Below are 26512 nucleotides of genomic sequence, written 5' to 3' on the forward strand. Positions count from 1 at the left end.
CCTGTACCGCAATTTGCAATTGGATGTGTTATTTTACTGCTAAAGACCTCAAAATAACGTATTACTAATTACGTATCATGACGTTCTCAGGAGACTTTTAGATGAAAAAACAATTATCCACCGCCTTAATTGGGGCCGCCTTAGGGTTAAGCGCAGCCGCTCATGCTGACACTTTGATGATTCCTATGCATCTAGTCGATGAAAAAGGGGCGTCTCAGCCCATAGGAGAGGTGGTAGTCAGTCCATCTGACTATGGACTGGTCTTTACTCCTGCTCTACAAGGGCTCAGTCCTGGGCTACATGGCTTCCATATCCATGAAGCCCCCAGTTGTGACCCTAGTGAACAAGATGGAAAAATGGTGCCTGCAGGGGCGGCTAAAGGGCACTGGGACCCAGAAAAAACGGGCATTCATGGAGAGCCTTGGGGCACAGGTCACTTAGGTGATTTACCCCCACTCTATGTCGCCGACAATGGAGAAGCTGCCCAACCAGTATTGGCGCCACGCCTAAAAAATATTGAAGACTTACGCGGCCACTCACTCATGGTTCATGAAGGTGGCGACAATCACTCCGATCATCCTAAACCGCTTGGGGGCGGAGGCCCTAGAATGGCTTGCGGAGTAATTAATTAACAATTAAAGGTATACTGTATTTATCCACTAACAAACAAAAGGAGTCTGTTATGTCAGGATCAATCGAAGGTACTGTTGGTGCAGCCCTTTCTCTACAGCACTGGAATGCTGTCCAAGAGAAAGACAATCTGCTACTTAGAAAAGTGTTGGATAATCAGGCTGACAGTGTATTGAGTCTCATTAACTCTGCCACGGGCCCACAACCACTAGCCCAAGGCGGTATGGTTGGAACCAACATTCATGTAACAGCTTAAATCCAATACCTATTCGGTAAAAAGGGGGATCAGCAGCTTGATCCCCCTAAGACGTTAAGCATGTACATCTATACATGATGGGCTCAACTACCCCTTTTTTGAGCCCCGCTGGGAGCGTTTCAATTGCTTTTTTCCAAAAATAAACTACCCATTACCTCATCCAAACAAGCGCAACAAATTATTACAGCCATTCGTAAGACGATGGCTGTTATTGAGTTCACTCCTAACGGCACTATTCTTACCGCTAATAATGCATTCTGTGAGTTAATGGGCTATTCGCCCCAAGAGCTAGAGCATCAACATCACCGGTTATTTTGCTCGCCTGACATTTACCAAAGCCCGCGCTATCAACAAGCATGGAACCGATTAGCGGCAGGAGAAAGCCGGAGCAATCGATTTGTACGAATCAATAAAGCAGGAGAGGAAATCTGGCTTGAGGCGAGTTATATCCCCGTCTCTGATTCAAATGGCAGCGTCGTGCGTATCATTAAAATCGCGACTGACATTAGCGAACAAATTCGACGTGAACAAGCAGAACATAGCGTGATGACTGCGATTGACAGGTCAATGGCCGTTATTGAGTTTTCATTAGATGGCTTAGTCATTAGTGCCAATGAAAATTTTCTAAAAACAATGGATTATTCTATTGATGAAATTCTAGGGCAACATCACGCGATGTTTTGTAGTCCAGCCTATACCGCCAGTCCTGAATATTCCGCTTTTTGGGCAAAACTAAACCGTGGTGAGTTTATCTCAGATCGCTTTGAGCGCATTGATAAGCACGGAAAAAAGGTCTGGCTACGTGCTACCTATAACCCCTTATATGATGCTACAGATCGCTTATACGGCGTGATCAAAATCGCAAGTAATATTACCGCCCAAGTAGAACAACGCCATGCTGAGTCCAATGCGGCTTTATTAGCCATGCAGATTGCAAGTCAAACAGACAATAGCGCAGAGCAAGGAGCCTCTAGTGTTACGCAAACCGCATCTATGGTACAAGACATTGCTGTCAGTTTAAACCAAACGGCAGAAGCCATTTCGGACCTAAGCATTCAGTCAGCAAAGATCAGTGAACTAGTCAATAGCATCCAAGACATTGCAGTGCAGACTAATTTATTAGCGCTAAATGCTGCCATTGAAGCCGCCCATGCGGGTCCACAAGGTAGAGGGTTTGCTGTGGTTGCTGATGAGGTTCGAGGGCTAGCCGCACGTACTCATCAAGCAACACTTATGATCTCTGATGTTGTGCGACAAAACCAAGTTTCCACTAAAAATGCTGTTTTGCAGATGCAAAACAATCAACGTAGTGTAGAACAGGGTGTAACAATGGCTACACAAGCTGGCGTCATCATGCACACGATTCAAAATGATGCGCGTAAAGTCGTCCATGCCATAGAGCAGGTTGCTGACACCCTGGGCAGCAAATAACAGATGTATACCATTACGCTTTCCACCTCAAGAGGTTTTCTATGACAAAGGTATCTTTGCCTAAAACAGAACAAGAAAGACTAGAAACTCTCGCTCACCTCGAAATTCTAGACACCCTCAATGATCCTGCGTTTGATAATTTAACGCAAATCGCTGCCAATCTATTTGATGTGCCTATTTCGATCGTATCTTTAGTTGACGCAGATCGCGCTTGGTTTAAGTCCAGCGTAGGCTTAAATATCACGCAATTACCTCGTAAGGGTTCATTTTGCTGTCGAGCCATTACCGCCGATCAACTGCTGGTCATTGAAGATACATTGCTAGATTCAGAGTCAACCTCTAGCCCTTTGGTGACTGATTCACCCTTTATCCGCTTTTATGCTGGAGCGCCTATACGAGCCGAAAATGGCTTGATGCTAGGTACGCTTTGCCTACTGGATTACAAGCCCCGACACCTCACTCCTAAAGATCAACACCGGCTTACATTATTAGCACGCCAGGTTGAGCAGCTAATTCATTTGCATTATCGCACTATTCAATTAGCCCATCTTTCCAAAGCTCGCATCACAACTAATGCTCGTTATGAGGCCATTATTGAGGGCGCTGCTGCTGGAATTATTCGTATTGATGGTCGTGGCTCGATGCTACAGGTCAATAACTCAGCCCTACATATGCTCGGTTATGAACGTGATGAGCTATTAGGGCAAAACGTAAAAATGCTAATGCCTGCTCGTTGGGGTGACCACCATGATGGCTATTTATCAGCCTATCAAACTACAGGCAACAAAACCATTATAGGTACTGGGCGTGAAGTTGCGGCTTTGCATAAAAATGGCTCTACCATCCCTGTACACTTAGCCGTCAGTGAGGTGCAGTATGGGCATGCTCAAGCTGCACCAGAGGCGCGTGAATTTATTGGTATTTTGTCCGATTTACGAGCAGTTGTCGCAGCCAGAGAAAGAGAAGCGCAAGAGCGCGCTCTACTACAGGTATTACACCGTGGCCTCACTGACTACAGAGCCTTATTGTCTGGAAATACTCTGTGGGGTTTTTTACAAGAAGCCTTACAAGAGCTAACGGGCAGTGATTATGCTTTAATTGGTGAGGTTATTCCCAAAAATGGCAAATCAGCCCTAAAAATCCATGCTATCAGTGACTTATCCTGGAACGAAGCCTCTCGTAAGCTGATGGAGGAATTACGTAGTGGACAGATGCTCTTAACCGGTCCAAATACCATGTTGGGTCAGGTGTTTACTCAGGGGAAAATGGTACTAAGTAATAACATGGAAACAGATGCACGCGGTGGAAACCTTCCCCCGGGGCATCCTCCCTTATACCGTTATTTAGGTGTGCCTATTATTGATCGCGGTGAACTCATTGGTATGTATGCCATTGCAAATGGCAAAAAAGATTATGACGAAGCCTTAGTTCAGTGGTTAGAGCCTTTTACCTCTACCTGTGCATTACTCATTAATCTTTATAGACAACTCAGTGAGCAGCAACGTTTTACGGAAGAACTTAAAGTGGCTAAAGACTCTGCTGAACTCTCTAGCCAAGCCAAAACGGACTTTCTTTCCTCCATGAGCCATGAGCTACGTACACCATTAAATGCCATATTAGGTTTTGCTCAGCTATTAGCGAATGGACGACAGCCTCTTTCCGAGCGCCAACAACGTCAGGTCGACCAAATTCTACGTAGTGGCCGCCACTTATTAAACTTAATCAATGAGGTTTTAGACTTAGCTCGTATTGAGTCAGGTCATACACAAGTCTCTTTGGAACCAATTAAACTACAAGAGTTAATTGATGAAACTGCAGAAATTATTCGCCCTTTGGCTTTAGAGCAGCAATTACAGTTAGATATTATTGTCGATAAAACACATACCTATTTTGTACAAGCTGACTACACCCGTCTAAAGCAAATTCTGATCAATTTACTCAGTAATGCCGTCAAATATAATAAACCGAATGGCTCTATCACCTTATCTTGCGTAGCTATAGATGGACTCATGCGTTTTAGCATTCAAGATACAGGTATTGGTATTGCTGCGGACCACCTTGACTCTTTATTCGAGCCTTTCAACCGATTAGGGGCAGAAACAGGAAGCATAGAAGGCACAGGGGTTGGGCTGGCTCTTACACGCAAACTAGCCCGCCTGATGAATAGTGACGTGTATGTTAAATCCAATCCGAATGAGGGCAGTCTATTTTGGTTTGATTTACCGATTACCTCGGTTTGTTCTAATCCAACGATAGACACGACCGAAACGACGACATTAAGCACCCCTACGGCAGATAGTCATCAATACAAAGTCTTGTATATCGAAGACAACCCTGAAAACCAACGTCTTATGCAAGATCTCTGTAGTGAAATTATTGGGGTTCATTTGCAATGCGTGTACTCGGCTGAGATTGGCTTTGAAGTTGCTTGTTCTGACCCACCAGATCTCATTCTTATGGATATTGATTTACCAGGAATGAATGGCTTTCAAGCCCAACGTATGCTGAAGCAAAACCCACTCACCTCTGCTATTCCTGTCTTAGCTATTTCGGCTAGCTCTGCACCCCAAGATATCAAATGTGCGGAGGAAGCTGGCTTTATTGGTTTTTATATAAAACCGTTTAACTTAGATGAAATGACTCAACACCTGAAAAAAATCTTGACCCAAAAGGATCATTCATGACTATCGTTGCCCAGTTATTTAGTGAGGCAGACATTCTAGTCGTTGATGACAACCCCGTGAATGTAGAGCTACTCATGGACCTCCTTGAAGATGAAGGCTATACCAACATAGAAGGTATGTGTAACCCGCTTCAAGTAGAAGACAGAGTGCAACGTCAACGCCCTGACTTAATTCTGCTCGACATTAGAATGCCTGGTCTGAGCGGATTAGAGTTGTTACAACGACTCAATCACACGATGGGTGACAAAGCCCCAGCTGTCATTATTTTGACGGCTCAAATCGATGAAACCACTCGTCATGATGCGTTAGAACTTGGTGTCCAAGATTTTTTAACTAAGCCATTTAATCATATTGAAGTCTTGCAGCGTATTCACAATACTCTGCAACTACAACGTTTACTGGTAGAGCGCACAGAGCGAGCGAATTTACTTGAAGAGCTAGTCCAAGCGCGCACCACCGAGCTTGCAATACGTTCGCGTCAAGACCCAGTAACCGAACTACCCAATCGACATGTGATTCTTGAGCACTTACTCACCTTACAATCCGACAAAAAAGACGCTTTTGCTTTCTTTATTGCGCTAGAAGGCTTAGATGAAATAGCCCGCTTACACGGTTATGAGGTGGTAGATCAGACTCTTTGCAAAACCTCTTTACTCCTCAACTCGATCACAGAGATACCCATAGCCCTACTCGGAGTTTGGGGGAGCGATAAGTGGGTTGTTTTATGTGAAGACTCATCTACACCCGCCCTCTCTGTAGCATTGATCGCCCAATGCTTGCTTGACACTATTCAAGCCCCATTACGTTTAGGGCAACTACTATTACATGTACGTGCTCGCATTGGCATCAGCCAACTGCACCCCTCTGATAGCCCTGAACAAACCATACGCAGAGCCGCAGTAGCCCTGCCCTCCACAGACGGACTCTGGCAGTGCTATAGCCAAGAGCTAGAAGATGCTTTGATGCGTAAAATTCACGTTCGTGATGCTTTACATCAAGCTATCGAAGGCAATGAATTTCACTTACTCTATCAACCTAAAGTAGATGTACGTAACGGGCAAGTTCGAGGTGTAGAGGCGTTATTGCGGTGGGAAAGCCCCGTACTAGGAAGGGTCTCTCCTGTGGAGTTCATTCCTGCAGCAGAGGCCAGTGGTGATATTATTCACATTGGTAAATGGGTTATTAAGCAAGCCATTCAAGCCATTTCGCGTTGGCGTGAACAACAACAAGTTGATGAGTTTTTTACTGTTGCAGTGAACGTTGCTAGCTCACAGCTAATGCAGCACGACTTTGCTGAATGGTTAATTAAAACAGTAAGCCAATCCGGACTTCCTCCCTATGTGTTAGAAATCGAAGTCACCGAATCAGGCTTAATGCAAGATATGCAGCTCGCCATGCGCCAACTACAGGCCTTATCTCAAGCTGGCTTACGCATTGCAATTGATGATTTTGGAACTGGCTACTCTTCATTGGCCTATCTAAAAGTTCTGCCTGTTTCAGTCCTAAAAATAGATCGTGCCTTTATCAAAGAGATGCATTGCAATGCCCAAGATCAACGGCTAACCAGCACCGTGATTGATATGGCTCGTCATTTTGAATTTATGACAGTCGCCGAAGGCGTTGAGGAATCAGCACAGTTGAATTTATTACGTGCGATGGGCTGTGATTTAGTGCAAGGATTTATTTTCTCACCCCCTCTCAATGAAAGCACCATGCTTAAACTGGCTGCTACTGGTTTTTCACAAACCGACTATTTTAAAAACTAAGCCATGCTGAATACTCCTTGTCCTTGCCAAAGCCATAAATCGTATGCCCAATGCTGCCAGCGTTGGCATCAGGGCGATTTATACTTACAAGCCCCGGATGCTGAGCAATTAATGCGCTCCAGATATAGTGCCTTTGTTCTAGACTTATTGGACTATTTACTGGCCACTTGGCATCCCAGTACTCGACCTACAGGGCTAGAACCTAATCCCACTGGGGGTAAGTGGTTAGGCTTAGAAATTAAAAAGCATCTGATACTTAGTCCTACCACACAGCAAGTCGAGTTTGTCGCTCGTCATCGTTTACAAGGTAAAGCCTCTCGTTTACACGAAATTAGCCAATTTGTGCTAGAAAATAACCAGTGGCTCTATGTAGATGGTTCATTTAATAAACGACCTCTATACAAATAAAAACCACGCTATTTTTATCTAGCGTGGTTTTTTTATGGCGATATAGCAAGGTTTAGTTGTACATCAGCTTTGGCAATAGAAGAATAATGTCTGGGAACACGATAACTAAAATCACCCCGAGTACTAACAAAAAGAAAAACGGCATGGATGCTTTAGATAAATAAACAATATTTTTACCTGTCATACCCTGCAATACAAATAGGTTTAAACCGACTGGTGGCGTAATTTGCGCCATTTCAACAACCAAAACCAAATAAACCCCAAACCAAATAGGATCAATACCTACGGCTTGAACAGCGGGCATCAAGATGGCGGTGGTCAACACCACAATGGAAATACCATCCAAAAAGCTACCTAGAATAATGAAAAATACAGTCAGTACAGCTAAGAGCATGTAATGGTTCAGACCCAAGTCACCAATCCAGCGCGCCAAGGTAATAGGAATATTGGAATACCCCATGGCAATGGTTAAAAAAGAGGCCCCAGCCAAAATGAATGCAATCATGGACGAGGACAACGTCGCGGCAATTAGGCTTTCTTTGAAATTTTTCCAGTTCAAATCACCAAATGACCAACTTAATAATAACGCGATCACTACCCCAACCGCCGCAGAATCAGTGGGACTAGCAAGCCCTAAATAAATTGATCCGATCACCCCTAAAATAAGCAAGGTCACAGGTAACAAAGTACGTGTAGCGCGTATTTTTTCTTTAAAGCTTAATGGTGGATCTTTAGCAGGAACTTTATCTGGATTACGTAAAGACCAAATGGATACATATGCCATGAACAACACGATCATCATAATGCCTGGAATAACTCCAGCAATAAATAATCGAGAAATAGATAGCTCGGCTGAAACCCCGTACACAATCAAAATAATAGAGGGTGGAATCAACAACCCTAGCGTACCCGACCCTGAAATTGTCCCTAGAATTAATTTTTCATCATAGCCTCTGGCTTTAAGCTCAGGCACGGCAACCTTAGCTACGGTGGCACAGGTTGCTGCGGATGAGCCGCTAACCGCTGCAAAAATACCTGAAGCTAAAATCCCTACATGCCCTAACCCACCAGGTAAAGATCGCATCCACGGCGCTAAGCCCGTAAATAAGTCTTTAGACATACGTGAGCGAAAGAGAATCTCACCCATCCAGATAAAAAGCGGTAAAGCAGCTAAAGACCACTCTGATGAAGTGCTCCAGACATTGGTGGCAATCACATTAGTGATCGGAGCGCTAGAGAATAAAAAGATCCCTGCTACACCCGTTACAAACAAGGCCAATGACACCCATACGCCCAAAGCCAAGCTACCAATCAAGGTAACAATTAAAATACTTGAAAGTACTAAATCGGACATTACATGCCCTCCTCTACAGGATCTACAGCACGTAACGCAGAAGATTGCTGATCACGCAGCATCTCGATGAATGTATCTATGGTTGCAATCCAAAAAATAATGGACCCTATGGTCAATACAGATTGAGGAATCCATAACGGAACGCGAATCAATCCGGTGGCAGTATCACCCCATAACCAAGACTCATAGCTCAACTGCCCTAGGCTCCAACTAAAAAGCCCCCCCATCAGCACACCAAGTAACGCCACTATAGTTAACGTCCAACGACGCACCCGCGGATTTAGTGTGCCCTCGATCAAGGTGACTCGTATATGTGCAGCTCGTCTAATCCCTAGCCCCAAAGAGAGAAATGTTGCAAACCCTAGGGCATATCCAGAAAAAGAGGCGTAGGAGGGAATTAATAACCCATAGCTTTTACCCACCACTTTTTGAGCTATAAAATCAATAAAATTCAGCACAACCTGGCCAAATACAATGATCACAATTAGCACTAGCGATAAAGCAGCGATGGCTCCGCTAACCGCATACAACTTGTCGAGACTTTTGCGCATCAAACTTCCTTAAAAAATCTCGACGCGGCCTACGCTGCGTCGAGATAGTAACTGCTATGAATGGCTTATTTGTGATAGGCCTCAAGAATCTCTTGACCCTGTTTGCCCGCCTCTTTGCTCCATTCTGCTGCCATGGTTTCGCCAATTTTACGGAATGCAGCATTGAGCTGTTCGCTACCTGCCTCGACTTTAATACCGTTATCAGCAAGCGCTTTTAACTGTGTATCGTGTTCCTCTTTGGACATTTCCCAACCGCGCTCTTCAGCAATCACGGCGGCATCTAACAAGACTTTTTGCGTATCTTTGTCTAATGAATCAAAGCTAGCCTGATTGACAACAACGACATTTTTAGGCAAGAAAGCCGATACATCGTAGTAATGCGTTAAATAATCCCAAGCGGCTGAGTTCACGCCCGTCGAGCTAGACGTCACCATTGCATTAACGCGACCGGTGGTAAAAGCTTGAGCTAAATCAGCTGCCTCGACTTGGGTGGGAATAGCACCAGCCAACTGAGCAAATCGTTCAGTTTGGGGGCTGTATGCACGTACCTTCATACCTTTTAAGTCTTCAATTTTCTCTATAGGGCGTTCTGTATAAAGCCCCTGAGGCGGCCAAGCAACCGAGTACAACACTTTCATGCGCTGCTTTGCAAAGACTTCCTCTAGATAAGGCTTAGAGACCTGATACATTTTGGCAGAGTCCTCGTAGGAGACAGCCATAAAAGGAACCGAGTCTAAAGCAAAAATAGAGTTTTCATTTGCCAAGGTAGACACCAGGAACTCGCCCATTTCAATTTGGCGAGAGCGCACCGCATTTTTAATCTCAGGTGGTTTGATTAACGAGCCTGAAGCATGCACATTGATCTGCAGTTTGCCATCCGTGCCTTGTTCAATCTCTTTAACGAACTGATTAATATTACGAGTGTGAAAGTTTGCCTCGGGGTAAGCCGTGGCCATACGCCATGTCACAGCCTGTGCCGCGCTAGCAGAAAAGGCCAACATAACGCCCGCTATAAGAATTGGTTTTAGTTTCATAAATGTTCCTAATTACGCCCAAAAATGGATAGGCCATTATTATCAATAATCAAAAAAACGAAAATGGGGATCAGCCCTACATTCGAAGATATTATTTTTTACCAAAACCACCGCCACCTGGCGTATGGATGACAAATACATCTCCAGCTTGCATTTCAATTGAACCTGTAGCCCCCAATTCGATGCGATCACCGTCCGTTTTTTCTACATAGTTCGATCCCACCTCTCCCGCTGCACCACCGGCTAGGCCAAAAGGGGCAACGCGACGATGGTTAGCCAAAATGGAGGCTGTCATAGGCTCTAAGAAGCGAATACGACGTGTACCGCCATTCCCCCCCCTCACGGCCCCTTCACCACCACTATTAGGACGAATAGCAAAGCCTTCTAGTAATACGGGATAGCGCCACTCAAAAATCTCTGGATCTGTTAAACGTGAGTTCGTCATATGTGTCTGAACCACATCTGTTCCAGGGAAAAGCTCTCTGCTGCCATCGGCATGTAAAATAACGCCCGCTCCAGCACCACCTGCAATGGTTTCGTAATACTGATACGTCTCATTACCAAAGGTAAAGTTATTCATCGTGCTTTGTGACGACGCCATCACTCCTAGGGCGCCATACAACGTATCTGTAATCGCTTGTGAGGTTTCCACGTTACCGGCTACTGTGGCTGCAGGATATTGTGGATTCAACATACACGCCTCTGGAATAATGACCTCAATGGGCTTTAAGCAGCCTTGATTCATCGGGATGTCATCATTCACTAGTGTTCTGAATACATACAAAACCGCTGCCATGCATACGGCTTTAGGCGTGTTGAAATTACTGTCTAACTGAGCTGAAGTTCCGGTGAAGTCCACCACAGCACTACGATCTTTATTATTGACTCGGACTGCCACACGAATCTGAGCCCCACAATCCATTTCGTAACTGAACTCACCATCTTGCAACGCATCAATCACGCGTCGTACCGATTCCTCAGCATTATTCTGTACGTGTTGCATGTAGGCTTGTACCACATCCAAACCAAAGGTACGAACCATACGATGTAACTCTTGAACTCCTTTTTCGTTTGCCGCAATTTGTGCGCGCATATCTGCCAAGTTTTGATCGATATTGCGTGCTGGATAAGGACCTGAGGCAAGAAGTTCTCGGAACTCACGATCACGAATCTGCCCTTTTTCTACTAGCTTGAAGTTATCAATTAAGACTCCTTCTTCGATCACGCTACGACTGTGCGGAGGCATTGAACCCGGGGTCATACCCCCCACGTCAGCATGGTGACCTCTAGAGGCGACAAAGAACAGGATTTCTGTTTCGCTTTCATCAAAGATTGGCGTAACCACAGTAATATCAGGCAAGTGTGTACCACCGTTATAGGGATCATTTAATACATACGTATCCCCCGGTTGCATCTGACCTTCATTTTTACTGATAACCGCTTTAATACTTTCCCCCATTGAGCCCAAATGCACAGGCATATGCGGAGCATTAGCGATCAAGTTCCCTTCAGCATCAAACAATGCGCAAGAAAAATCTAACCGTTCTTTAATGTTGACGGAGAAAGCAGTATTGGCTAGCGTGACGCCCATTTGCTCAGCAATCGCCATGAATAGATTATTAAAAATCTCAAGCATGACGGGATCTACATCTGTACCAATCGCGACAGCTTGCGCCTTTGCTTTGATACGGGATAGCAACATTTCGCCACCGCTTAGCAACTCTAACTGCCACTCGGGCTCCACCATTGTGGTACCGTTGGCATCAAACACAATCGCAGGACCAACAATACGCATACCACTATGCAGCACACTGCGGTCATAGACGGGAGTCTGATGCTGCTCATCATGAGAGAACACAGAGACTGATGTACACGCCTCGGGCAATGCCACAGCCTGTTCTGTAGCACTAGATGCCGTCACTTGCTCGCCACTTTGGCCAATAACCTCTAGTGACACGGCCTCTACAACCAAATTACGATCCGCCATTAAAAAGCTGTAACGCTGTAAATAAGCCGTATTGAACTGTTGTACCATGTCATCAATCGTGCCAAAGTTCACCACAATAGCGGAATCGGTTCCGTCATAGCGTAAATGCACACGCGGCACAATTTGAATATGATGTTTTGCTACGCCCTGAGCCAATACCTCTGCACATGCATCTTGGGCCAACTGATCCAAACGTTGCTCGCAAACAGGTAAGTGCTCTGCATTTAGTTCTAGTTCAATACTGCTTTCACGCATCGCCGTAATGTCAGCTAGACCCATACCATAAGCAGACAATACACCCGCAAAAGGGTGGATTAATACACGACGCATACCGAGCGCATCAGCGACTAAACACGCATGCTGACCACCCGCACCACCAAATGACACCAAGGTGTATTGGCTCACGTCATAGCCTCGTTCAATCGAGATTTTTTTCACTGCGTTCGCCATGTTAGCCACAGCGATTTGAATGAAGCCCTCGGCCACTTGCTCAGGAGTAGAGCTCAAGCCTGTTTTCTGCTCAATATCAGCGGCTAGATCAGTGAATTGACGCTGCACCTCTGCCACATCTAAGGCTTGATCTGCTTTTTCACCAAAAATCGCAGGGAAAAACTGTGGCTGTAATTTACCCAACATCACATTACAGTCAGTTACCGTTAAAGGCCCACCATTGCGGTATGCCACTGGTCCAGGAAAGGCTCCTGCTGAGTGTGGCCCCACTCGCATACGATTACCATCAAAGTGAACAATCGAGCCACCACCTGCCGCAACGGTGTGAATGTTCATCATAGGAGCACGTAAACGTACGCCAGCAACCACTGTTTCAAAGACGCGTTCAAACTCACCATCATAATGCGATACATCCGTAGACGTGCCGCCCATATCAAAACCAATGAGCTTATCGGCTCCCATCGCAGAGGCAATACGGGCCATGCCTACAATACCGCCAGCAGGTCCAGACAAAATCGCATCTTTACCTTGGAATTGATCTGCTGCGGTCAAACCACCATTTGACTGCATAAACATCAAACGAACTTGATCTAACTCACTGGCAACGCGGTTCACATAACGACGTAGCACTGGAGATAAATAGGCATCCACAACAGTAGTATCACCACGACCCACAATTTTCATGAGGGCGCTCACTTGATGTGAAACTGAAATTTGAGTAAAACCAATTTCACGGGCTAAGGCTGCTAATTGGTTTTCATGCTCATGAAAACGGTAAGCATGCATCAACACAATAGCGATAGCACGGTAGCCTTTGTCAAACATGTGCTGCAATTGCTCGCGGCTTTTTTCTACGTCTAGGCTCGCTTCTACCTGACCGTCGGCCCGTACACGCTCATCAACCTCAACCACATCACCATATAACAATTCAGGCAAAACAATATGTCGTTGAAAAAGCTGAGGGCGAGCCTGATAGCCAATGCGCAAGGCGTCTCTAAATCCTTTGGTGATAAACAATACGGTATCGTCACCTTTACGCTCTAATAATGCATTAGTAGCAACCGTAGTCCCCATTTTTACTGCTTCGATCTGCTCGCTAGGAATAGGTTGATCAGAAGTCAAGCCTAATAAACGGCGAATACCTTCTAGGGCAGCGTCGGGATATTGCTCTGGGTTATCAGAGAGCAATTTATGAGTGACTAACTCACCGTCAGGCTGTTTAGCGACGATGTCAGTAAAGGTACCACCACGATCCACCCAAAACTGCCATTTTTCTTGTTTTGATCCCGTATTTTCTGCCGTTTGCTGCATGTCTAATCCCATATAAAAAAACAATGACTAGGCTTAGTTTGCGTTGCCCTCTTTGTAAACTCAAGCCGTTTTTATTTACCCTAATCGATAACAAAAAGTTATCAATTGAAACGCCAGTTTTTCCATGCTTTGACCTATTCTATCTATTTTTAATGGGGGAAAACCCGCTATAAGTGAAAAACAGGGAGTTCTGCAGCAGCAAAAGCAAATTCGTTATGAGCCGAGTAGTTTTTCATCTCACTTAAGCTTAACTTAACCATTTCGGTACTCAGACCTGTGACTAACTCTGGGCGCCAGCTAGCAACTAAGTGCATATCGGTTAAGGCAGGCAAGTGTTTAGCCACACGAAACAAGGCAGATTGCGCCTTATGATTAAATACCGCTGTAGGCAGCACACCTACACAATGCCCTGTTTGCAATAGCTGCATACCTGCTGCAATGGACGAGGCAAAATGAATGCGAGGCTCGGTCATAATTCCTTTACTCTCCAAAAGTTCCAACAGGGATAAATGAGGTTGGGAATACCGAGGAAAAGTAACTATTGCCCATTCATTTAATAATTGATTTAAATCGGTAGGCAACACCAGATCCGTATTAGCAGCAAACATCCATGATAAAGAAAACCGACCTAAAGGAGTGTTACGTAAGCCCTTCTCTATTACCGGATCAGTCTGTATCGCTACATCCACTAAGCCACGTTTTAATAAGTCATGCAAACGACGACTCGATTCAACCGTCAGCTCTATCTCCACATCGGGGTGTTGTTGCTGCAGCTGCGCAAGAAAATGAGGAAACCAGGTATAAATAATGGACTCGATCACCCCTAACCGAACTCGCCCCCGTAATAATGTAGGGCCGGTTAGTTCTTGGCGTAAATCATGTTCAATGCGCAAAATATGCTCAGCATGATGTAATAGCGTCTTGCCTGCACTGTTTAAACGCATTTGTCGGCCATGACGCTCGAATATTTTCTTGCCCACATCATTTTCCAGAGCCGCAATCCGCCCAGAAATAGCAGCCTGAGTTAAATGAAGTTGGCTAGCTGCAGCTCTAAAGCTTCCCAGTTTTGCCACCCACACAAAGGTTTCTAAAAATCGAATATTCACCGAATCCCCACTAGAACAAAATGCGTTTACATCTATTTTCTTATTGTAAGTGGCTTTCGATTTCACGGTACACTAGCCACGACCTTATTGTTGACTCTATTTCCCATGTCCTTATTTCATCCACGCAATCGCCACACTGGCAACTATGATTTTGAGCGCTTGTACGCTGCCTATCCTGAGCTCAAAAAATATACACGCCTTAATCCTGTTGGGCATTACACCATTGATTTTGCTGATCCACATGCTGTGAAGCTATTAAATGCGGCCATTTTAGCCACCGATTATGGTGTTGCCTTTTGGGATATTCCTGCGCATTATCTTTGTCCGCCTATCCCAGGCCGAGCTGACTATATTCATGCTGCCGCGGATTTGTTAGCTGATCACCATCAGGGTGTAATCCCGACCGGGCCAGCGACTCGTGTCCTTGATATAGGTGTAGGAGCCAACACCATCTATCCCCTGTTAGGCCAAGCTGAATACCAATGGTCCTTTGTAGGGGTAGACATTGACAAAAAAGCCATTGCCGCTGCAAAGCAAACTATCGAAAAAAATCAATTACAAGAATTCATCCAATTACGACACCAGCCTAATCCTGAACATATTTTTAATCAGGTCGTTCTACCCACAGATCACTTTGATCTATCGATTTGCAACCCTCCTTTTTTTAGCTCTGCAGAACAAGCTACACATCAGAATCAACGTAAATGGAAAGGCTTAGGCAAACAATCAGGACAACGTAATTTTGGTGGCCAAAGCAACGAGTTATGGTGCGAGGGCGGCGAGCTGGCATTTATTAGCCGCATGATTCAACAAAGTGTCAACGTTAAACGACAAATCGCTTGTTTTAGTAGCCTCGTATCTCGCGAAGCCATTTTGCCAGCCCTATATAAACAATTACGTAATGTTCGGGCTACAGATGTGCAAACCATCGATATGGCTCAAGGTCAAAAGAAAAGTCGCTTTATTTCTTGGCGTTTTTAAATTCTATCTACGGTTTGCTTTGGCAGCTTAATCTGTCTGAAACCAAAAATCTGCCACTGAGGAATCATGCCTACGGGCCAGAGGCTTAATGCTTTTTTTTGCTGGGGCCATGCCATATCCAGAATGACAGTTTTGTTATGGCTATTTTGTACCGCATAGTGCAAAACGGGGGGTGGCCAACCTTTATCACGTAATTCGTGAGCATCTCCATACAACGCCGGATCACACAGACGCAATACATCCGCCCAAGAGCTGATCGCAAATAACCCTTGATCTGCGCGCAATTGCTGAATAGTTCGCATTTCTTTTTGTGTTACACGCATAAACTGAGGCTGTGATTTGCGACAGCAATCAGCACACAGCACCTCTAGATTGTCAGGGTTGTTATCTGTTAATACCCTGTTTTTATGACGAACATGACTCAGATATGAGTGCGAGCTGCAGTTAACCCCACAATCGGCACAACAAAACTGAGATGACGGCCTAATTGGTAATGATAAGGCGGCCCAATCCGTTGTATATAGTGCACTCTCATGCTCCACTCCACTCGGGCTATGTCTAAAGCAAGACGTAAATGTTGCAAAAAATCGCTGCAAATCAAATTCATCTACAATTTCAGTGCGTCTAGCTCCCTGTGTCTTATACCCTTGATAGTTCAATGTGTTGAGACAGTTTTTACACACATGGAGCTTTACCTGCGTCTGACGCTCTTGGGGGCGAGTAGAGCTAATGGTAAATAGCCGATCTACGCTATTTTTTACTACATACCGTTCATAGCGCTTTTTATCAATCATCTCTGCTAGCGTGCTGCAATGGGCTAAATGAAATTTATTACCCTCGCTAGGTTGCGCTACGACACGATCAAAATTATGACTATGGTCCTTGATATACAACACCACTTGTCGCCCCTTATAAGACAACAAACCACCTGCCGTACTTACCTCGGTAATAGGAACCTCACGACCATCTCCAATCACAATAGGATCAAAGTCACGGGGATCTGCATCAATCCCAAACTGTACAGACGGCGCACCTATTTTTTGCGCTAACTGATGCAATGCAGAAAAGTCCAGATGCAGCTTCATCATTCATTCGCAATAATTTTACGGATTTGGGTCTCGGCATTTGTTAATACCTTAAAGCTAACCCGACGCGAACGCTCTGCGTCTTCCTTGCCTAATTCATCAAGAACAATATGCGCGGACGAAAAGCCCACCGCCGCAAACTGCTTTTTAATCCAATCTCTCTCTGAGGCGACAGCAGGCAAACTATACACATATTGCAATACAGCTCGGGTACGGCCTTGAGACAGCTCCATATTATTAAAATAGGCCTCTTCGGGACTACTCTGTTGATTCCAGACTGAGCTAGTGTGCCCCTCTATACGTACCTCACTGATCGTGTCTTTAAACGCTTTAATGACATGAATATATCGGGGGAAAAAATCATCTAAGATCTCTTGAAAACGCGGTTTAATCGCTATTTTCCCCATATCAAATAACACTTCAGGCGCATTAAAACGAAACTCTAATGTATGACTATCGACCTGAGCATCCCAACGAGATAAATCTTTCTCAAACTCCAGCATTAATTGCTGATATAAAGCCACTTGTGACTCTTGATATGTCACAGCAACCTCTTTGATTTTGTCTCGCTCTACTTGGACATAGCGCATAAAGGCCACCGATATAAGCAAAAACACCATCATCAGACCAGCCATTAAGTCTGACATGGATAACCAGTGCTCTTGGTTACTCTGCTTTTTCTGCACAGTTTTACCAACGATATTCTGCATACCTACCCCTGACGCTTATGCTGCTGAACAACAGTATTCATCGCATTCATCATTAACTGGTAATCACCCACAAATCGGGTCGTAATTTGCACCAAAGAGCGCCCCATTTCCTCGATGGCCGTTTGAATCTCACGGGCTGTTGCCGTTTCTAGTTGCTGTAATTGTGTGTTCACGCTTTGGCCGGTATTAGTCACGATTTCCGTTACATAACGCTCAAATCCCTGAGCACTACGCTCTAGATGGGCCACTGTTCCTATCACTTGCTCATTCATTTGTAGGACATGGCTTTGCATAGTAGGAATTGCCGCTGCAGCTGCCTCACGTATTGTGACTAAACCCTCTAGGTGTCGTTCTAGCTCTTTAATTTGATGCTGATTTATCTCTAGGGTCTCACGAATATCATCCATTGCTGCCGGGATATTGGCGCACTCTTGCCAAATGCCCGCGACGGCTTTACGTGTTTCTAAAAGTGCTGTGACGCTTTGTTGATATTGATCGCTCATGGTGTCTACCTGAGCTTTGTATTGCTGCTGCCAAATTACGAGCTTCTGCACAGAGGCATCTAACGCTTTAAAATTATCACCAAACTGTTCCGTTAGGTTCTTATTGAAATCAACAATGACGTGTCGTAGGGCATCAATCACCTGCTCTGTGGCTGACTTAGACAACATCTGACTAAACGTATCCATACGTTGCCATAAATCAAGGCTAAATAATTCAGCTTGTTTTTCCTGTGCCTCTTGCCAGCTACCTAAGCGCTGTTGTAGTTGCTCATTATGGCGCGCTTGTTGTTCCAGGACACGCTCTAACTGACCGTGCTGCTGCTCCATCAGTTGCTGTTGTCCAGTCAAGACCTGATAAATATCAGCGGGGGTGATCTCTGACAGCAAATCGACATCTACGGAACGCCGTTTTTTACTTAACCATAATGAGTCAATCAAACTAAATAACATGGCTGAGCTCATCCCTGCTACGCTAGTAATGAAAGCCGTTTTTAGGCCCTCAAGTAGAGTAGGGATACTCTGATCAATCTGATCCGTATCAAAATGAAACAAGCCCAGCACAATTCCCACAAAGGTACCTAAAATACCAATCGAGGTCATTAAGGTAGGCGCATAGTGAATAAACTCGGCGTGTTTAGCCCTTAAGCCCATTACACAAGCCAACACGAAAACCAACAATAAAATCAATAAAAATACATCTGTAACTACGGGCGCTGCTAATTGCAGTGCTCCAGCCTGTATCAAAGCAGAGAACATAGTAAAAAACCAAGAAACGCAACGAAAGTGAGTATTGTAAGCGCACCACCCTAAGGGCAGCGTGATATCCTATTTATTTATATTTACTGTTACACCATCTATGAATACCTACCATCGCCTCAAAATCAAAATACAACAACAACCCTATCTTTGGGTCTGTTTTGCCATGATTGTCGGGGTCATGGGTACGGCATTAGCTAGCCCACTTTACCCACTTTACCAACAGGCCTGGAGCCTAAGTGCTGGGGATATTACGCTGCTGTTCGTGGTTTATATGTTTTCTGCCTTAAGCAGCCTACTCTTTTTAGGGCGTATTAGTGACCAACGGGGTTTTATTGTGGTGTTGCGTGGTGGGCTGATTTCCATCACCATTGGGATTATTTTATCTGCCATAGCTTGGGATTATTGGTCATTTATGCTGAGCCGTATTCTGATTGGCTTAGCTTCTAGTCTGATCGTTACCTCTGCCTCTATCGGTCTAACGAGGCTCAATCGCTCTAAAGACCTACAGCGGGCAGCTGCCACCACAAGCTTATTAATTGCTTTTGGATTTGGCCTAGGCCCCGTAATTGGGGGGTTAATTGCTCAGTGGGCTCATTTCCCTCTGCAGTCTAGCTATATTCCCTCTATGCTAATGGGCCTCATCGCTATTTTTGCGTTATTTATGCTTTCAGCGCAAGACTACAAACCAACGAATCCTCCTAAACAAAAAGCGTTCTGGCGACCTTCCTTAGCCATTCCTGCTGGTGCTGCACGCGCGCCCTTTTTATTAGGTTGCATGGCGGCTTTTACTGCTTTTTCTATGTTTAGTCTCTTTGCCTCATTAGCACCCAGCTTTATGCGTGATATGGTGCCTTGGCATGGCCCTGCCGTCAGCGGCCTATCCATTGGGATTATTCTCTTTATGTCTTCAGGCTTTCAGTTGCTGGTGCGCCAGTGGCCTTTAAAGCGCAGTCTACTCATTGGCCTCGCCTGCTTTTCCCTTAGCAACTTATTATTAGTTGCTAATCTATGGCATGCCTCAGTGCTGTTATTTAGCGCCTCGGTACTCTTGATCGCTATGGGTCACGGATTAAGCCTGATCTCGGGCATGGGTATTGTGAATCGACTTGCCCTACCCGAGCAACGCTCTGCTACTACATCAAGCTATTTAATTATTGCTTATTTAGGGGCTATTTTACCGATTTTAGCCATTGGTTATTTAGCCGATCAGTTTGGAATGCAAACTGCCTTAACGGCTTTTTGCTTCTCTATTTGCAGTCTAAGCCTTGCTCTGTTTTTCTTAACTTGGCGCCGAGTCCAACTACCTGATTAAGCCACTAGACCGACTGGGCGTGGGCTAAATATGACGTTTGTGTTAATTACTATACAATGAACCTCAGATTCGCCATTGGTGCGGTTTTGCGCAAAATACCCACAGCTTATCAACAAGGTTATCCACAGGTTCTGGGGATAACTTTATTGGTTTTAAATGCCCTAGTAAAAACCCTTAGCTATTTATTTTTCAGCCTTTTTACTCAGAAAAATATGACACTAACCCGTTACTAAGACTAGCTAGCATTTAAATTATTTACACATAAAATCAACAACTTAAATAAAAAAACTCTCTTCTAACCCTCTATATATTATTTTTCACCTATTTTTTGAAAAAATGATTTAACGGAAAAAATCAAGGGAAACTAAGGCAAAAAACCGAAGCCAAACGTCTTGACAAAAAAGATATCCACTCTTTTCCACACTGCGTTCATCTGTTTGAAATAGAGTTGAAAATCTAACGACAAACCCGATCAATTAAGTTTGGCTGAGAGATAAATGGGTTCACATTTCCTTGAATGGCGGCAATACGCTGATTACGAATTTGCTCCCACCGATCCACCGGATAGGCTTTAGCCCACACACAATACAAACGACGCTCTTGGGCACTTAAATTTAAGTTGTATTCATTCACCATGTAAAATGTGATTCGGGCTATTTTTCCACGCGAATTTTCAGGTGGTTGAACGCGACGACCTTTAAAATCCACCAGCATCTGACACTGACCATACATACGTGGCTGTTGAGTCCATACACTAAATCGGAAATTACCTCGGTCATTATTGACCTCCCCTATAGCGGGGACGAGGTTATGCAAATCTCCTTCAGCCTTGGCATACACCGGATCATTTTTAGAACAATTAGCACGTCCACCGTCTTGCCAACATTGGCGTTGATGACCAATAGCCCAAGCTGGGACCACATGCTCCCACTCGACCCGACCTGCTCGACGGGGATCTTTACGAACCCTATAGCCGCAAGAACTGTGGTCAACCTCTTTATCTTGATAAGAGCAACCACAGTAGAATGTTTGGTTTAAACCTTGATGCACATCCGGTAACAATGTCTTAGCGCGCGTAAAATTACGGTGCCCGACCTCGTTTTTACGGCTCACCAAGTCGGTGGCGGATAAGGGAAGTGCGACGAATAAAAGAAAAAAGAGGGAGACTACGCGTTTCATAGCGCATAGTGTACCCGTCTTTTTCCTCAGAGGTAAAATCGAAACTTAGTTTACTCTCGTTTTTTCTGTAGATGAATGCAAGAAAAACAAAACGGGCGTGGACTCGTCTAATGCATCCGCTATGTCATAGATAGCATAAGCCAATTGCGGATCAGAGAGGCTTTGTGCTAGAGCCAATAAACGCCCATGACTTTCCTCTGGCTTTCGATCAAAATCATGCAAAATAGCTTGAACCTGTAAGCCCAACTGATAATGCGCTGTTTCTCGTCCCGTTAGGCGCTGCCAAGCAATCACCCCATAACCAAAGTTCATCAGCCCCAGTAACCCTTTAGGTGTTTCCGCCCCCATCCATTGCAATAAGCTGAGCAATTGACGGGAAATGCGAGCTCGCCATTGGGAAACACCCTGAGGGGGGCGTTGCTGCACGACATCATGCAAATCTTTAATAATTAAACGAATAATAGTCCTAGCCCATTGCTCGGTTTGCCTAGGTAGCAAATAAAAGCTACCACACACCATCGCCGCCCCAAAAATTAGGGCTGCAGAGCCCTGAACAACCTGAGACAAAGAGGCTGCTGGCATCCCCATCTGACTGGCTAACAAAAAACACATCATGGCATCTAAGGCTGGAATTGTCGTCGGCGGGTTTGCCCTAGCCAAACCACCCAACAGCACAAAAGGCAATAGACTCATCACCATCCAGAAAGGGGCCTGAGCGTAAGGCTGTATTCCTAACCTATACCCAGCTGCCAACAAAGCCCCTATTGTCACCCCGGTTATCACATACCGAACCATCAAATGTGGACGGGGTAAAGAGCCAAGCAACATAGAGAAAATACACACACCTGTCGCGGCTAATTCTAAAGCAGGACTTTGCGTTAAATAGGCTATCAGGCCCGCGCTGAATCCAGCCGTAGCGGATACAAAGGCGACACGTCGCGCCGTAATCCAGTCTCGCCCTGAGCCAAATCGACGTAAGCTCACCCCTGTACGCCAAAAAGGAAAACGGTCTGCAAATAATGCTGCCTCGGCGCGTTTCATTTGCCCTAAAGCTCGACGCAATCGCGCCAAGCTGACTTTATTGGGCATCAGCTCAGGATCTTGTCTACGCAAAGGAGCAAGAGCAATGCCTTGTTCAAACTGATAACTAAAGTCTTCTAATTGCTTAATAGCGGTAGGAGATATTTGCAAGCCACGATGAATCTGACAATGCAGCTGCCGAGCTGCTGCCAAGGTTTCTAGAGCTGCAAATAAAAGCGCCTCTACATACGCATTGCGTTTATGCCCCTCAACCGACCCCGCTGCCATAGCAGCAGCCTGAGCCTCTAATTGAGAAACATCCATATTAACGCGTCGTAGCATTTGATCCACTTTATGCTGCTCTTGATGCGTTAGCATCAATACCGCTGTTTGCACCGCATCCGACGCCAATTGACGTACTTGTTTATAAAAGGTCTGCCTAGCGCTAGTGGGAGTGCCTAAACCCGTTATTAGCGTGCCTACTACCACGCCAATTAATGTGCATTGAATGCGAGCCCAAGCCAAATCAAAGGCTTGATCAGGTGCTAATAGTGCTGGCAGCACCACAACAGACACCGTTATCCCTGATAGTAGTGCCATGTAGCTACGCACACCCGCCAACAAATGCAGTGCGCCGGCGCTACAAAAAATAACCGCCGCCATTAGCACCAATTGCCAGATAGGCTGGGCGGTAGCCAAAATCAATAAACCAGCACCCGCACCGATAAGCGTGCCAATAATACGATAAATGGCTCTTTCTACGGTGAGCCCTCGCGTTGACTGAGCAATTACCCATACTGGCATGGCAGCCCAATAAGAGTTATCTACCCCCAACAGCACCGCAATTAAAAAAGAAAACCATGCTGAAAAGGCGAGTAGCATGGCTTTTTTTATCGCAGCAGAATTTAACTGAATTAAGGCAAATGTTTTTGAGCTCATCGTCATTCTGAAAGTGGCTTCGTATACTCGAGCAAATACTCATTTTTTAGGGTTACGTAATTAGCTGCCGTATATATAAAATAGGATTTCTCGGCTTCGGTGAGTGGGCGCACGGCTTTTACAGGCCGCCCCACATAAAGATAACCGCTTTGCAGCACCTTGCCCGGTGGCACAAGACTACCCGCCCCCACAATAACGTCGTCTTCGATGACGGCCCCATCCATAATGGTTGAGCTCATCCCCACAAGAATGCGACTGCCTATGGTGCAGCCATGTAATGTCACCTGATGGCCTACCGTGACATCATCACCCAGAGTCAACGCGAAGCCATCTGGATTAAAAGGCCCTGCATGAGTGATATGTAAGACACTGCCATCTTGGATACTGGAACGCTGACCAATACGAATCGAATGCATATCGCCTCGTATAACGGTATAGGGCCAAACTGAACTGTCTTTCCCTATCTGCACATCACCAATAATAACCGCAGTAGGATCAACCCAGACCTGAGCGTCTAACTGCGGGGTTTTCTGTCGAAATGAACGAATATTTTGCATTTAACTGATTGCCTGAACTTGTAAAACTGTTTCGTTTACGTTTATCACGATCACAGACTGCCCTGTAACCAACGGTTGATTAGCAAGGGCAGTAAAAAAACTATCATCTAATCGTACTCGTCCCTGACCACTGACAAAATCTTGGCTAACGATTGCCGTGCGACCGATATAACTCTCTAGACCTTGATTAAGGCCGTGATGATGCGTTTCTCGGTTTTTCTTTTGCCAAACCATTCCCAAGCAAACAGCAGCCGTTACACTGAACGCCAAAGCAATCAACTGTAAGGCCAAAGGCGCCTCTGGAAAAAGCAGCAAAAACACCCCTACCCCAGCCGCCCCCAGACCTATCCACATCAAGAATACACCTGGCGCTATGATCTCAAGGATAAAGAGAAGCAAAGCGGCACTTAGCCAATACCAATAGGAGTCAAAGATAGCACTTATGGTCATTTTGCGTTTGTTGCCTTTAGTAATTCACTAATTCCCGCCACTGCGCCCGTTACACCAGCCGCCTCTAGTGGCATAAGAACCAATTTACTATTATCCGATTTGCCTATTTCCTGTAGGGCCTCTACGTATTTTACCCCTAAGAAATATTGGATCGCCTGTACATCGCCCTCGCGAATTGCAGCAGACACATCACGAGTCGCTTGTGCTTCGGCCTGCGCCTCTCTTTCACGGGCTTCGGCGGTTAAGATCGCTGCTAATTTTTCGCCCTCTGCCCGTAGTACGGCTGCCTGACGCATCCCCTCGGCTTGCAAGATTTCGGCCTCTTTATCACCATTCGCTTTGGTCACTACTGCACGACGATGACGCTCTGCCGTCATTTGTAGATTCATGGCTTCTTGAAGTTCGTCTGACATATTTAAATCACGAATCTCAATACGTGTGACCTTGATCCCCCATGGCGAGGTCGCCGCATCAACCGCCAATAGTAAACGCTCATTAATTTTTTCACGATTCGACAGCATATTGTCTAGTTCCATAGAACCCAAGACTGAGCGTAAGTTTGTTGTCGTTAAGTTAATAATGGCATGGGTTAAGTTATCGACTTGGTATGCTGCTTTAGGGGCATCTACGATACGATAAAAAACCACCCCATCAGCTGTTACTGCAGCGTTGTCTTTAGAGATCACCGTTTGTGATGGCACATCTAACACCGATTCCATCATGGACAGCTTACGACCCACTTTATCCATAAAAGGAATAATTAACCCCAAACCTGGTTCTAACGTACGGGTATAACGACCAAAGCGCTCCACCGTCCATTGCTGCCCCTGTGGCACCACTTTAATACCAGCAAAAACAACTACGATCACAAACATCACCAGAAAACCGGTGAAAGACAATAACTCGTGCATAGCACCTCCAAAGAAAATAAGCCTATATGCTCTATTATCGGCTTATTTGATGACAATTAACACAAGAATAGAAAACAATCATTAGGGGCGCTAGCCCTATACATCAACGTTTAGGTCAGAAAAAACTGCCCGCAAATTAAGCACATAGAAATCAGCTAGTAAAATCAACATAGTCACGCAATTAGTAAAAACCCTATATTTGTGGTATAATAACTAATTATCCGAATAAATAATAATTATAGGAGTATTTATGTTTAAACATATCTTGCCTCAAGAAGCTCAAATTTCTCGTCGTACAAATCCACAAATGGATTCTCATTTGCAGGGTTCCGCATTCTCCCCACTTTCTAATGCCTTATATCTAAATGCAAAAAAGTTAAGTGCTGCCTTACGACGCTTTTCAAAAAAAATGAATTAATTTATTTTAATTTTTAAATAAAAAAAGGCCACGTTTTAATCACGTGGCCTTTTTTGTTATGGTCTCATTTTATAGGCTCTGCGCAAAGCAATGCCCACCCACAATAACGCCCAACCCTGAAACAACAAATCAATAGATAAAAGCATGCCTAATATATAAAGACTATTGGTTGGCCAGCCAGCTGCTATTAACAACCCAGCTACCAAACTAAACAAACCACTAAGAGCTAGCCATTGCCAACCCACCTGTGATCTATTTTGAAACCACAACCATAACCGCAATGCCCCCATTGCAATAAGACTACCACCCAAAAGCAATGTTAATAGTGCGGCCCCTGCAATAGGGTTAATTAAAGCAAATACACCCGCTACAACGTATAACGCCCCCGTGACACTCCAGAGAAGAAAATTTGCCCACGGCCGAATACCCCACGCATGGATCAATTGAGCAACACCACCCAAAATCATTAATGACGCAATAAATACCACACTTGCTAAGGTTGCACCCACCACATATATCATGGCAATAGCGCCCAGCAGCAATAGCACAATGCCCACCCCAAAAAACCACGGCCAACGAGCTCGCAATTGTTTTAATGCTTGAGCTAGCACCACAGAACGATCAGTAGACATTTCTCACTCCTTAAAAGATGTGTATTCACTCCTTAGCATACAGTAACGCTAGAATAAGGGTTTGAGCTAACTCTCAATTAAGGTAAAT

23 protein-coding genes are annotated in these 26512 nt (G+C 45.0%); 9 read left to right on the forward strand and 14 right to left on the reverse strand.

The window, feature by feature from the left end; all coding sequences use genetic code 11:
* Positions 1–101 precede the first annotated feature (101 nt).
* The 6 genes from sodC (at position 102) to Q0Z62_RS00730 (ending at position 7175) form a co-directional block, all read left to right on the forward strand.
* Complete coding sequence (gene sodC, locus Q0Z62_RS00705) at positions 102–632, forward strand: superoxide dismutase [Cu-Zn] SodC (RefSeq protein WP_298050195.1); 531 nt, start codon at positions 102–104, stop codon at positions 630–632.
* A gap of 50 nt (positions 633–682) precedes the next feature.
* Complete coding sequence (locus Q0Z62_RS00710; protein ID WP_269901766.1) at positions 683–886, forward strand: hypothetical protein; 204 nt, start codon at positions 683–685, stop codon at positions 884–886.
* A 123-nt stretch (positions 887–1009) separates the two neighbouring features.
* Positions 1010–2317: a PAS domain-containing methyl-accepting chemotaxis protein gene (locus Q0Z62_RS00715; protein ID WP_298050199.1), complete on the forward strand. Its 1308-nt coding sequence runs from the start codon at positions 1010–1012 to the stop codon at positions 2315–2317.
* A gap of 41 nt (positions 2318–2358) precedes the next feature.
* Positions 2359–5001: a GAF domain-containing protein gene (locus Q0Z62_RS00720; protein WP_298050201.1), complete on the forward strand. Its 2643-nt coding sequence runs from the start codon at positions 2359–2361 to the stop codon at positions 4999–5001.
* Positions 4998–6767, forward strand: a complete 1770-nt coding sequence (locus tag Q0Z62_RS00725; protein ID WP_298050203.1) for an EAL domain-containing protein — start codon at positions 4998–5000, stop codon at positions 6765–6767. Before Q0Z62_RS00720 ends, Q0Z62_RS00725 begins: the two co-directional genes overlap by 4 nt.
* Before the next feature lie 3 nt (positions 6768–6770).
* Positions 6771–7175, forward strand: a complete 405-nt coding sequence (locus tag Q0Z62_RS00730; RefSeq protein ID WP_298050205.1) for a YchJ family protein — start codon at positions 6771–6773, stop codon at positions 7173–7175.
* A gap of 52 nt (positions 7176–7227) precedes the next feature.
* Here the strand turns inward: Q0Z62_RS00730 and Q0Z62_RS00735 are convergent, their stop codons facing one another.
* The 5 genes from Q0Z62_RS00735 to Q0Z62_RS00755 all read right to left on the reverse strand — a co-directional run bounded on the left by Q0Z62_RS00735 (position 7228) and on the right by Q0Z62_RS00755 (position 14968).
* Positions 7228–8529 (reverse strand): TRAP transporter large permease subunit, encoded by a 1302-nt coding sequence (locus tag Q0Z62_RS00735; RefSeq protein ID WP_298050207.1) that lies wholly within the window; start codon positions 8527–8529, stop codon positions 7228–7230.
* Positions 8529–9080, reverse strand: coding sequence for a TRAP transporter small permease (locus tag Q0Z62_RS00740; RefSeq protein ID WP_269901759.1), 552 nt, complete (start codon positions 9078–9080; stop codon positions 8529–8531). The genes Q0Z62_RS00735 and Q0Z62_RS00740 overlap by 1 nt, the downstream gene beginning before the upstream one ends.
* A gap of 65 nt (positions 9081–9145) precedes the next feature.
* The gene (locus Q0Z62_RS00745) at positions 9146–10114 is read right to left on the reverse strand and encodes a TRAP transporter substrate-binding protein (protein WP_298050210.1); all 969 of its coding nucleotides are present in this window, start codon (positions 10112–10114) and stop codon (positions 9146–9148) included.
* A 91-nt stretch (positions 10115–10205) separates the two neighbouring features.
* Positions 10206–13862 (reverse strand): hydantoinase B/oxoprolinase family protein, encoded by a 3657-nt coding sequence (locus Q0Z62_RS00750; protein ID WP_298050212.1) that lies wholly within the window; start codon positions 13860–13862, stop codon positions 10206–10208.
* Positions 13863–14029: 167 nt separating this feature from the next.
* On the reverse strand, positions 14030–14968 hold the full coding sequence (locus Q0Z62_RS00755) for a LysR family transcriptional regulator (RefSeq protein ID WP_298050214.1): 939 nt from the start codon (positions 14966–14968) through the stop codon (positions 14030–14032).
* 105 nt (positions 14969–15073) lie between these two features.
* Between Q0Z62_RS00755 and rlmF the strand changes: the two genes are divergently transcribed.
* Positions 15074–15949 (forward strand): 23S rRNA (adenine(1618)-N(6))-methyltransferase RlmF, encoded by an 876-nt coding sequence (gene rlmF, locus Q0Z62_RS00760; protein WP_269901755.1) that lies wholly within the window; start codon positions 15074–15076, stop codon positions 15947–15949.
* Here rlmF and Q0Z62_RS00765 read toward each other — a convergent pair.
* The 3 genes from Q0Z62_RS00765 to Q0Z62_RS00775 are packed head-to-tail and all read right to left on the reverse strand — an operon-like array spanning position 15946 to position 19003.
* The gene (locus Q0Z62_RS00765) at positions 15946–17037 is read right to left on the reverse strand and encodes a hypothetical protein (protein WP_298050217.1); all 1092 of its coding nucleotides are present in this window, start codon (positions 17035–17037) and stop codon (positions 15946–15948) included. The genes rlmF and Q0Z62_RS00765 overlap by 4 nt on opposite strands.
* Positions 17034–17744, reverse strand: coding sequence for an OmpA family protein (locus Q0Z62_RS00770; protein ID WP_298050219.1), 711 nt, complete (start codon positions 17742–17744; stop codon positions 17034–17036). Before Q0Z62_RS00770 ends, Q0Z62_RS00765 begins: the two co-directional genes overlap by 4 nt.
* A gap of 2 nt (positions 17745–17746) precedes the next feature.
* On the reverse strand, positions 17747–19003 hold the full coding sequence (locus Q0Z62_RS00775; RefSeq protein WP_298050220.1) for a MotA/TolQ/ExbB proton channel family protein: 1257 nt from the start codon (positions 19001–19003) through the stop codon (positions 17747–17749).
* Positions 19004–19103: 100 nt separating this feature from the next.
* Between Q0Z62_RS00775 and Q0Z62_RS00780 the strand changes: the two genes are divergently transcribed.
* A complete protein-coding gene (locus Q0Z62_RS00780; RefSeq protein ID WP_298050221.1) occupies positions 19104–20318 on the forward strand; it encodes an MFS transporter in 1215 nt (404 codons plus the stop codon).
* Between the two features lie 456 nt (positions 20319–20774).
* Here the strand turns inward: Q0Z62_RS00780 and Q0Z62_RS00785 are convergent, their stop codons facing one another.
* From Q0Z62_RS00785 to Q0Z62_RS00805, 5 genes are read right to left on the reverse strand one after another with little or no spacing between them, the layout of a single operon-like run.
* Positions 20775–21497: an endonuclease gene (locus tag Q0Z62_RS00785; RefSeq protein WP_298050222.1), complete on the reverse strand. Its 723-nt coding sequence runs from the start codon at positions 21495–21497 to the stop codon at positions 20775–20777.
* A gap of 45 nt (positions 21498–21542) precedes the next feature.
* Positions 21543–23456 (reverse strand): FUSC family protein, encoded by a 1914-nt coding sequence (locus tag Q0Z62_RS00790; protein ID WP_298050223.1) that lies wholly within the window; start codon positions 23454–23456, stop codon positions 21543–21545.
* A gap of 2 nt (positions 23457–23458) precedes the next feature.
* On the reverse strand, positions 23459–24013 hold the full coding sequence (locus Q0Z62_RS00795) for a gamma carbonic anhydrase family protein (RefSeq protein WP_269901748.1): 555 nt from the start codon (positions 24011–24013) through the stop codon (positions 23459–23461).
* Complete coding sequence (locus tag Q0Z62_RS00800) at positions 24014–24463, reverse strand: NfeD family protein (protein WP_298050224.1); 450 nt, start codon at positions 24461–24463, stop codon at positions 24014–24016.
* A complete protein-coding gene (locus tag Q0Z62_RS00805; RefSeq protein ID WP_269901746.1) occupies positions 24460–25374 on the reverse strand; it encodes an SPFH domain-containing protein in 915 nt (304 codons plus the stop codon). Before Q0Z62_RS00805 ends, Q0Z62_RS00800 begins: the two co-directional genes overlap by 4 nt.
* A gap of 250 nt (positions 25375–25624) precedes the next feature.
* Here Q0Z62_RS00805 and Q0Z62_RS00810 point away from each other — a divergent pair, with 250 nt between their 5' ends.
* A complete protein-coding gene (locus Q0Z62_RS00810; protein ID WP_269901745.1) occupies positions 25625–25792 on the forward strand; it encodes a hypothetical protein in 168 nt (55 codons plus the stop codon).
* A gap of 56 nt (positions 25793–25848) precedes the next feature.
* Here Q0Z62_RS00810 and Q0Z62_RS00815 read toward each other — a convergent pair whose 3' ends face one another.
* On the reverse strand, positions 25849–26424 hold the full coding sequence (locus Q0Z62_RS00815) for an HdeD family acid-resistance protein (protein ID WP_269901744.1): 576 nt from the start codon (positions 26422–26424) through the stop codon (positions 25849–25851).
* Positions 26425–26512: the final 88 nt, after the last annotated feature.

Source organism: uncultured Paenalcaligenes sp., assembly GCF_947630565.1.
In the GTDB taxonomy this organism is placed as follows: Bacteria; Pseudomonadota; Gammaproteobacteria; order Burkholderiales; family Burkholderiaceae_B; genus Paenalcaligenes; species Paenalcaligenes faecalis.

What these genes read in the sequence shown, in the direction of transcription:
- Q0Z62_RS00730 (WP_298050205.1), top strand. Translation starts at nt 6,771, where the DNA reads ATGCTGAATACTCCTTGTCCTTGCCAAAGCCATAAATCGTATGCCCAA.
- Q0Z62_RS00745 (WP_298050210.1), bottom strand. Translation starts at nt 10,114, where the DNA reads ATGAAACTAAAACCAATTCTTATAGCGGGCGTTATGTTGGCCTTTTCT.
- Q0Z62_RS00800 (WP_298050224.1), bottom strand. Translation starts at nt 24,463, where the DNA reads ATGACCATAAGTGCTATCTTTGACTCCTATTGGTATTGGCTAAGTGCC.
- Q0Z62_RS00780 (WP_298050221.1), top strand. Translation starts at nt 19,104, where the DNA reads ATGAATACCTACCATCGCCTCAAAATCAAAATACAACAACAACCCTAT.
- Q0Z62_RS00725 (WP_298050203.1), top strand. Translation starts at nt 4,998, where the DNA reads ATGACTATCGTTGCCCAGTTATTTAGTGAGGCAGACATTCTAGTCGTT.
- Q0Z62_RS00785 (WP_298050222.1), bottom strand. Translation starts at nt 21,497, where the DNA reads ATGAAACGCGTAGTCTCCCTCTTTTTTCTTTTATTCGTCGCACTTCCC.
- sodC (WP_298050195.1), top strand. Translation starts at nt 102, where the DNA reads ATGAAAAAACAATTATCCACCGCCTTAATTGGGGCCGCCTTAGGGTTA.
- Q0Z62_RS00710 (WP_269901766.1), top strand. Translation starts at nt 683, where the DNA reads ATGTCAGGATCAATCGAAGGTACTGTTGGTGCAGCCCTTTCTCTACAG.
- rlmF (WP_269901755.1), top strand. Translation starts at nt 15,074, where the DNA reads ATGTCCTTATTTCATCCACGCAATCGCCACACTGGCAACTATGATTTT.
- Q0Z62_RS00750 (WP_298050212.1), bottom strand. Translation starts at nt 13,862, where the DNA reads ATGCAGCAAACGGCAGAAAATACGGGATCAAAACAAGAAAAATGGCAG.
- Q0Z62_RS00740 (WP_269901759.1), bottom strand. Translation starts at nt 9,080, where the DNA reads ATGCGCAAAAGTCTCGACAAGTTGTATGCGGTTAGCGGAGCCATCGCT.
- Q0Z62_RS00815 (WP_269901744.1), bottom strand. Translation starts at nt 26,424, where the DNA reads ATGTCTACTGATCGTTCTGTGGTGCTAGCTCAAGCATTAAAACAATTG.
- Q0Z62_RS00805 (WP_269901746.1), bottom strand. Translation starts at nt 25,374, where the DNA reads ATGCACGAGTTATTGTCTTTCACCGGTTTTCTGGTGATGTTTGTGATC.
- Q0Z62_RS00795 (WP_269901748.1), bottom strand. Translation starts at nt 24,013, where the DNA reads ATGCAAAATATTCGTTCATTTCGACAGAAAACCCCGCAGTTAGACGCT.
- Q0Z62_RS00735 (WP_298050207.1), bottom strand. Translation starts at nt 8,529, where the DNA reads ATGTCCGATTTAGTACTTTCAAGTATTTTAATTGTTACCTTGATTGGT.
- Q0Z62_RS00810 (WP_269901745.1), top strand. Translation starts at nt 25,625, where the DNA reads ATGTTTAAACATATCTTGCCTCAAGAAGCTCAAATTTCTCGTCGTACA.
- Q0Z62_RS00775 (WP_298050220.1), bottom strand. Translation starts at nt 19,003, where the DNA reads ATGTTCTCTGCTTTGATACAGGCTGGAGCACTGCAATTAGCAGCGCCC.
- Q0Z62_RS00790 (WP_298050223.1), bottom strand. Translation starts at nt 23,456, where the DNA reads ATGAGCTCAAAAACATTTGCCTTAATTCAGTTAAATTCTGCTGCGATA.
- Q0Z62_RS00720 (WP_298050201.1), top strand. Translation starts at nt 2,359, where the DNA reads ATGACAAAGGTATCTTTGCCTAAAACAGAACAAGAAAGACTAGAAACT.
- Q0Z62_RS00770 (WP_298050219.1), bottom strand. Translation starts at nt 17,744, where the DNA reads ATGCAGAATATCGTTGGTAAAACTGTGCAGAAAAAGCAGAGTAACCAA.
- Q0Z62_RS00765 (WP_298050217.1), bottom strand. Translation starts at nt 17,037, where the DNA reads ATGATGAAGCTGCATCTGGACTTTTCTGCATTGCATCAGTTAGCGCAA.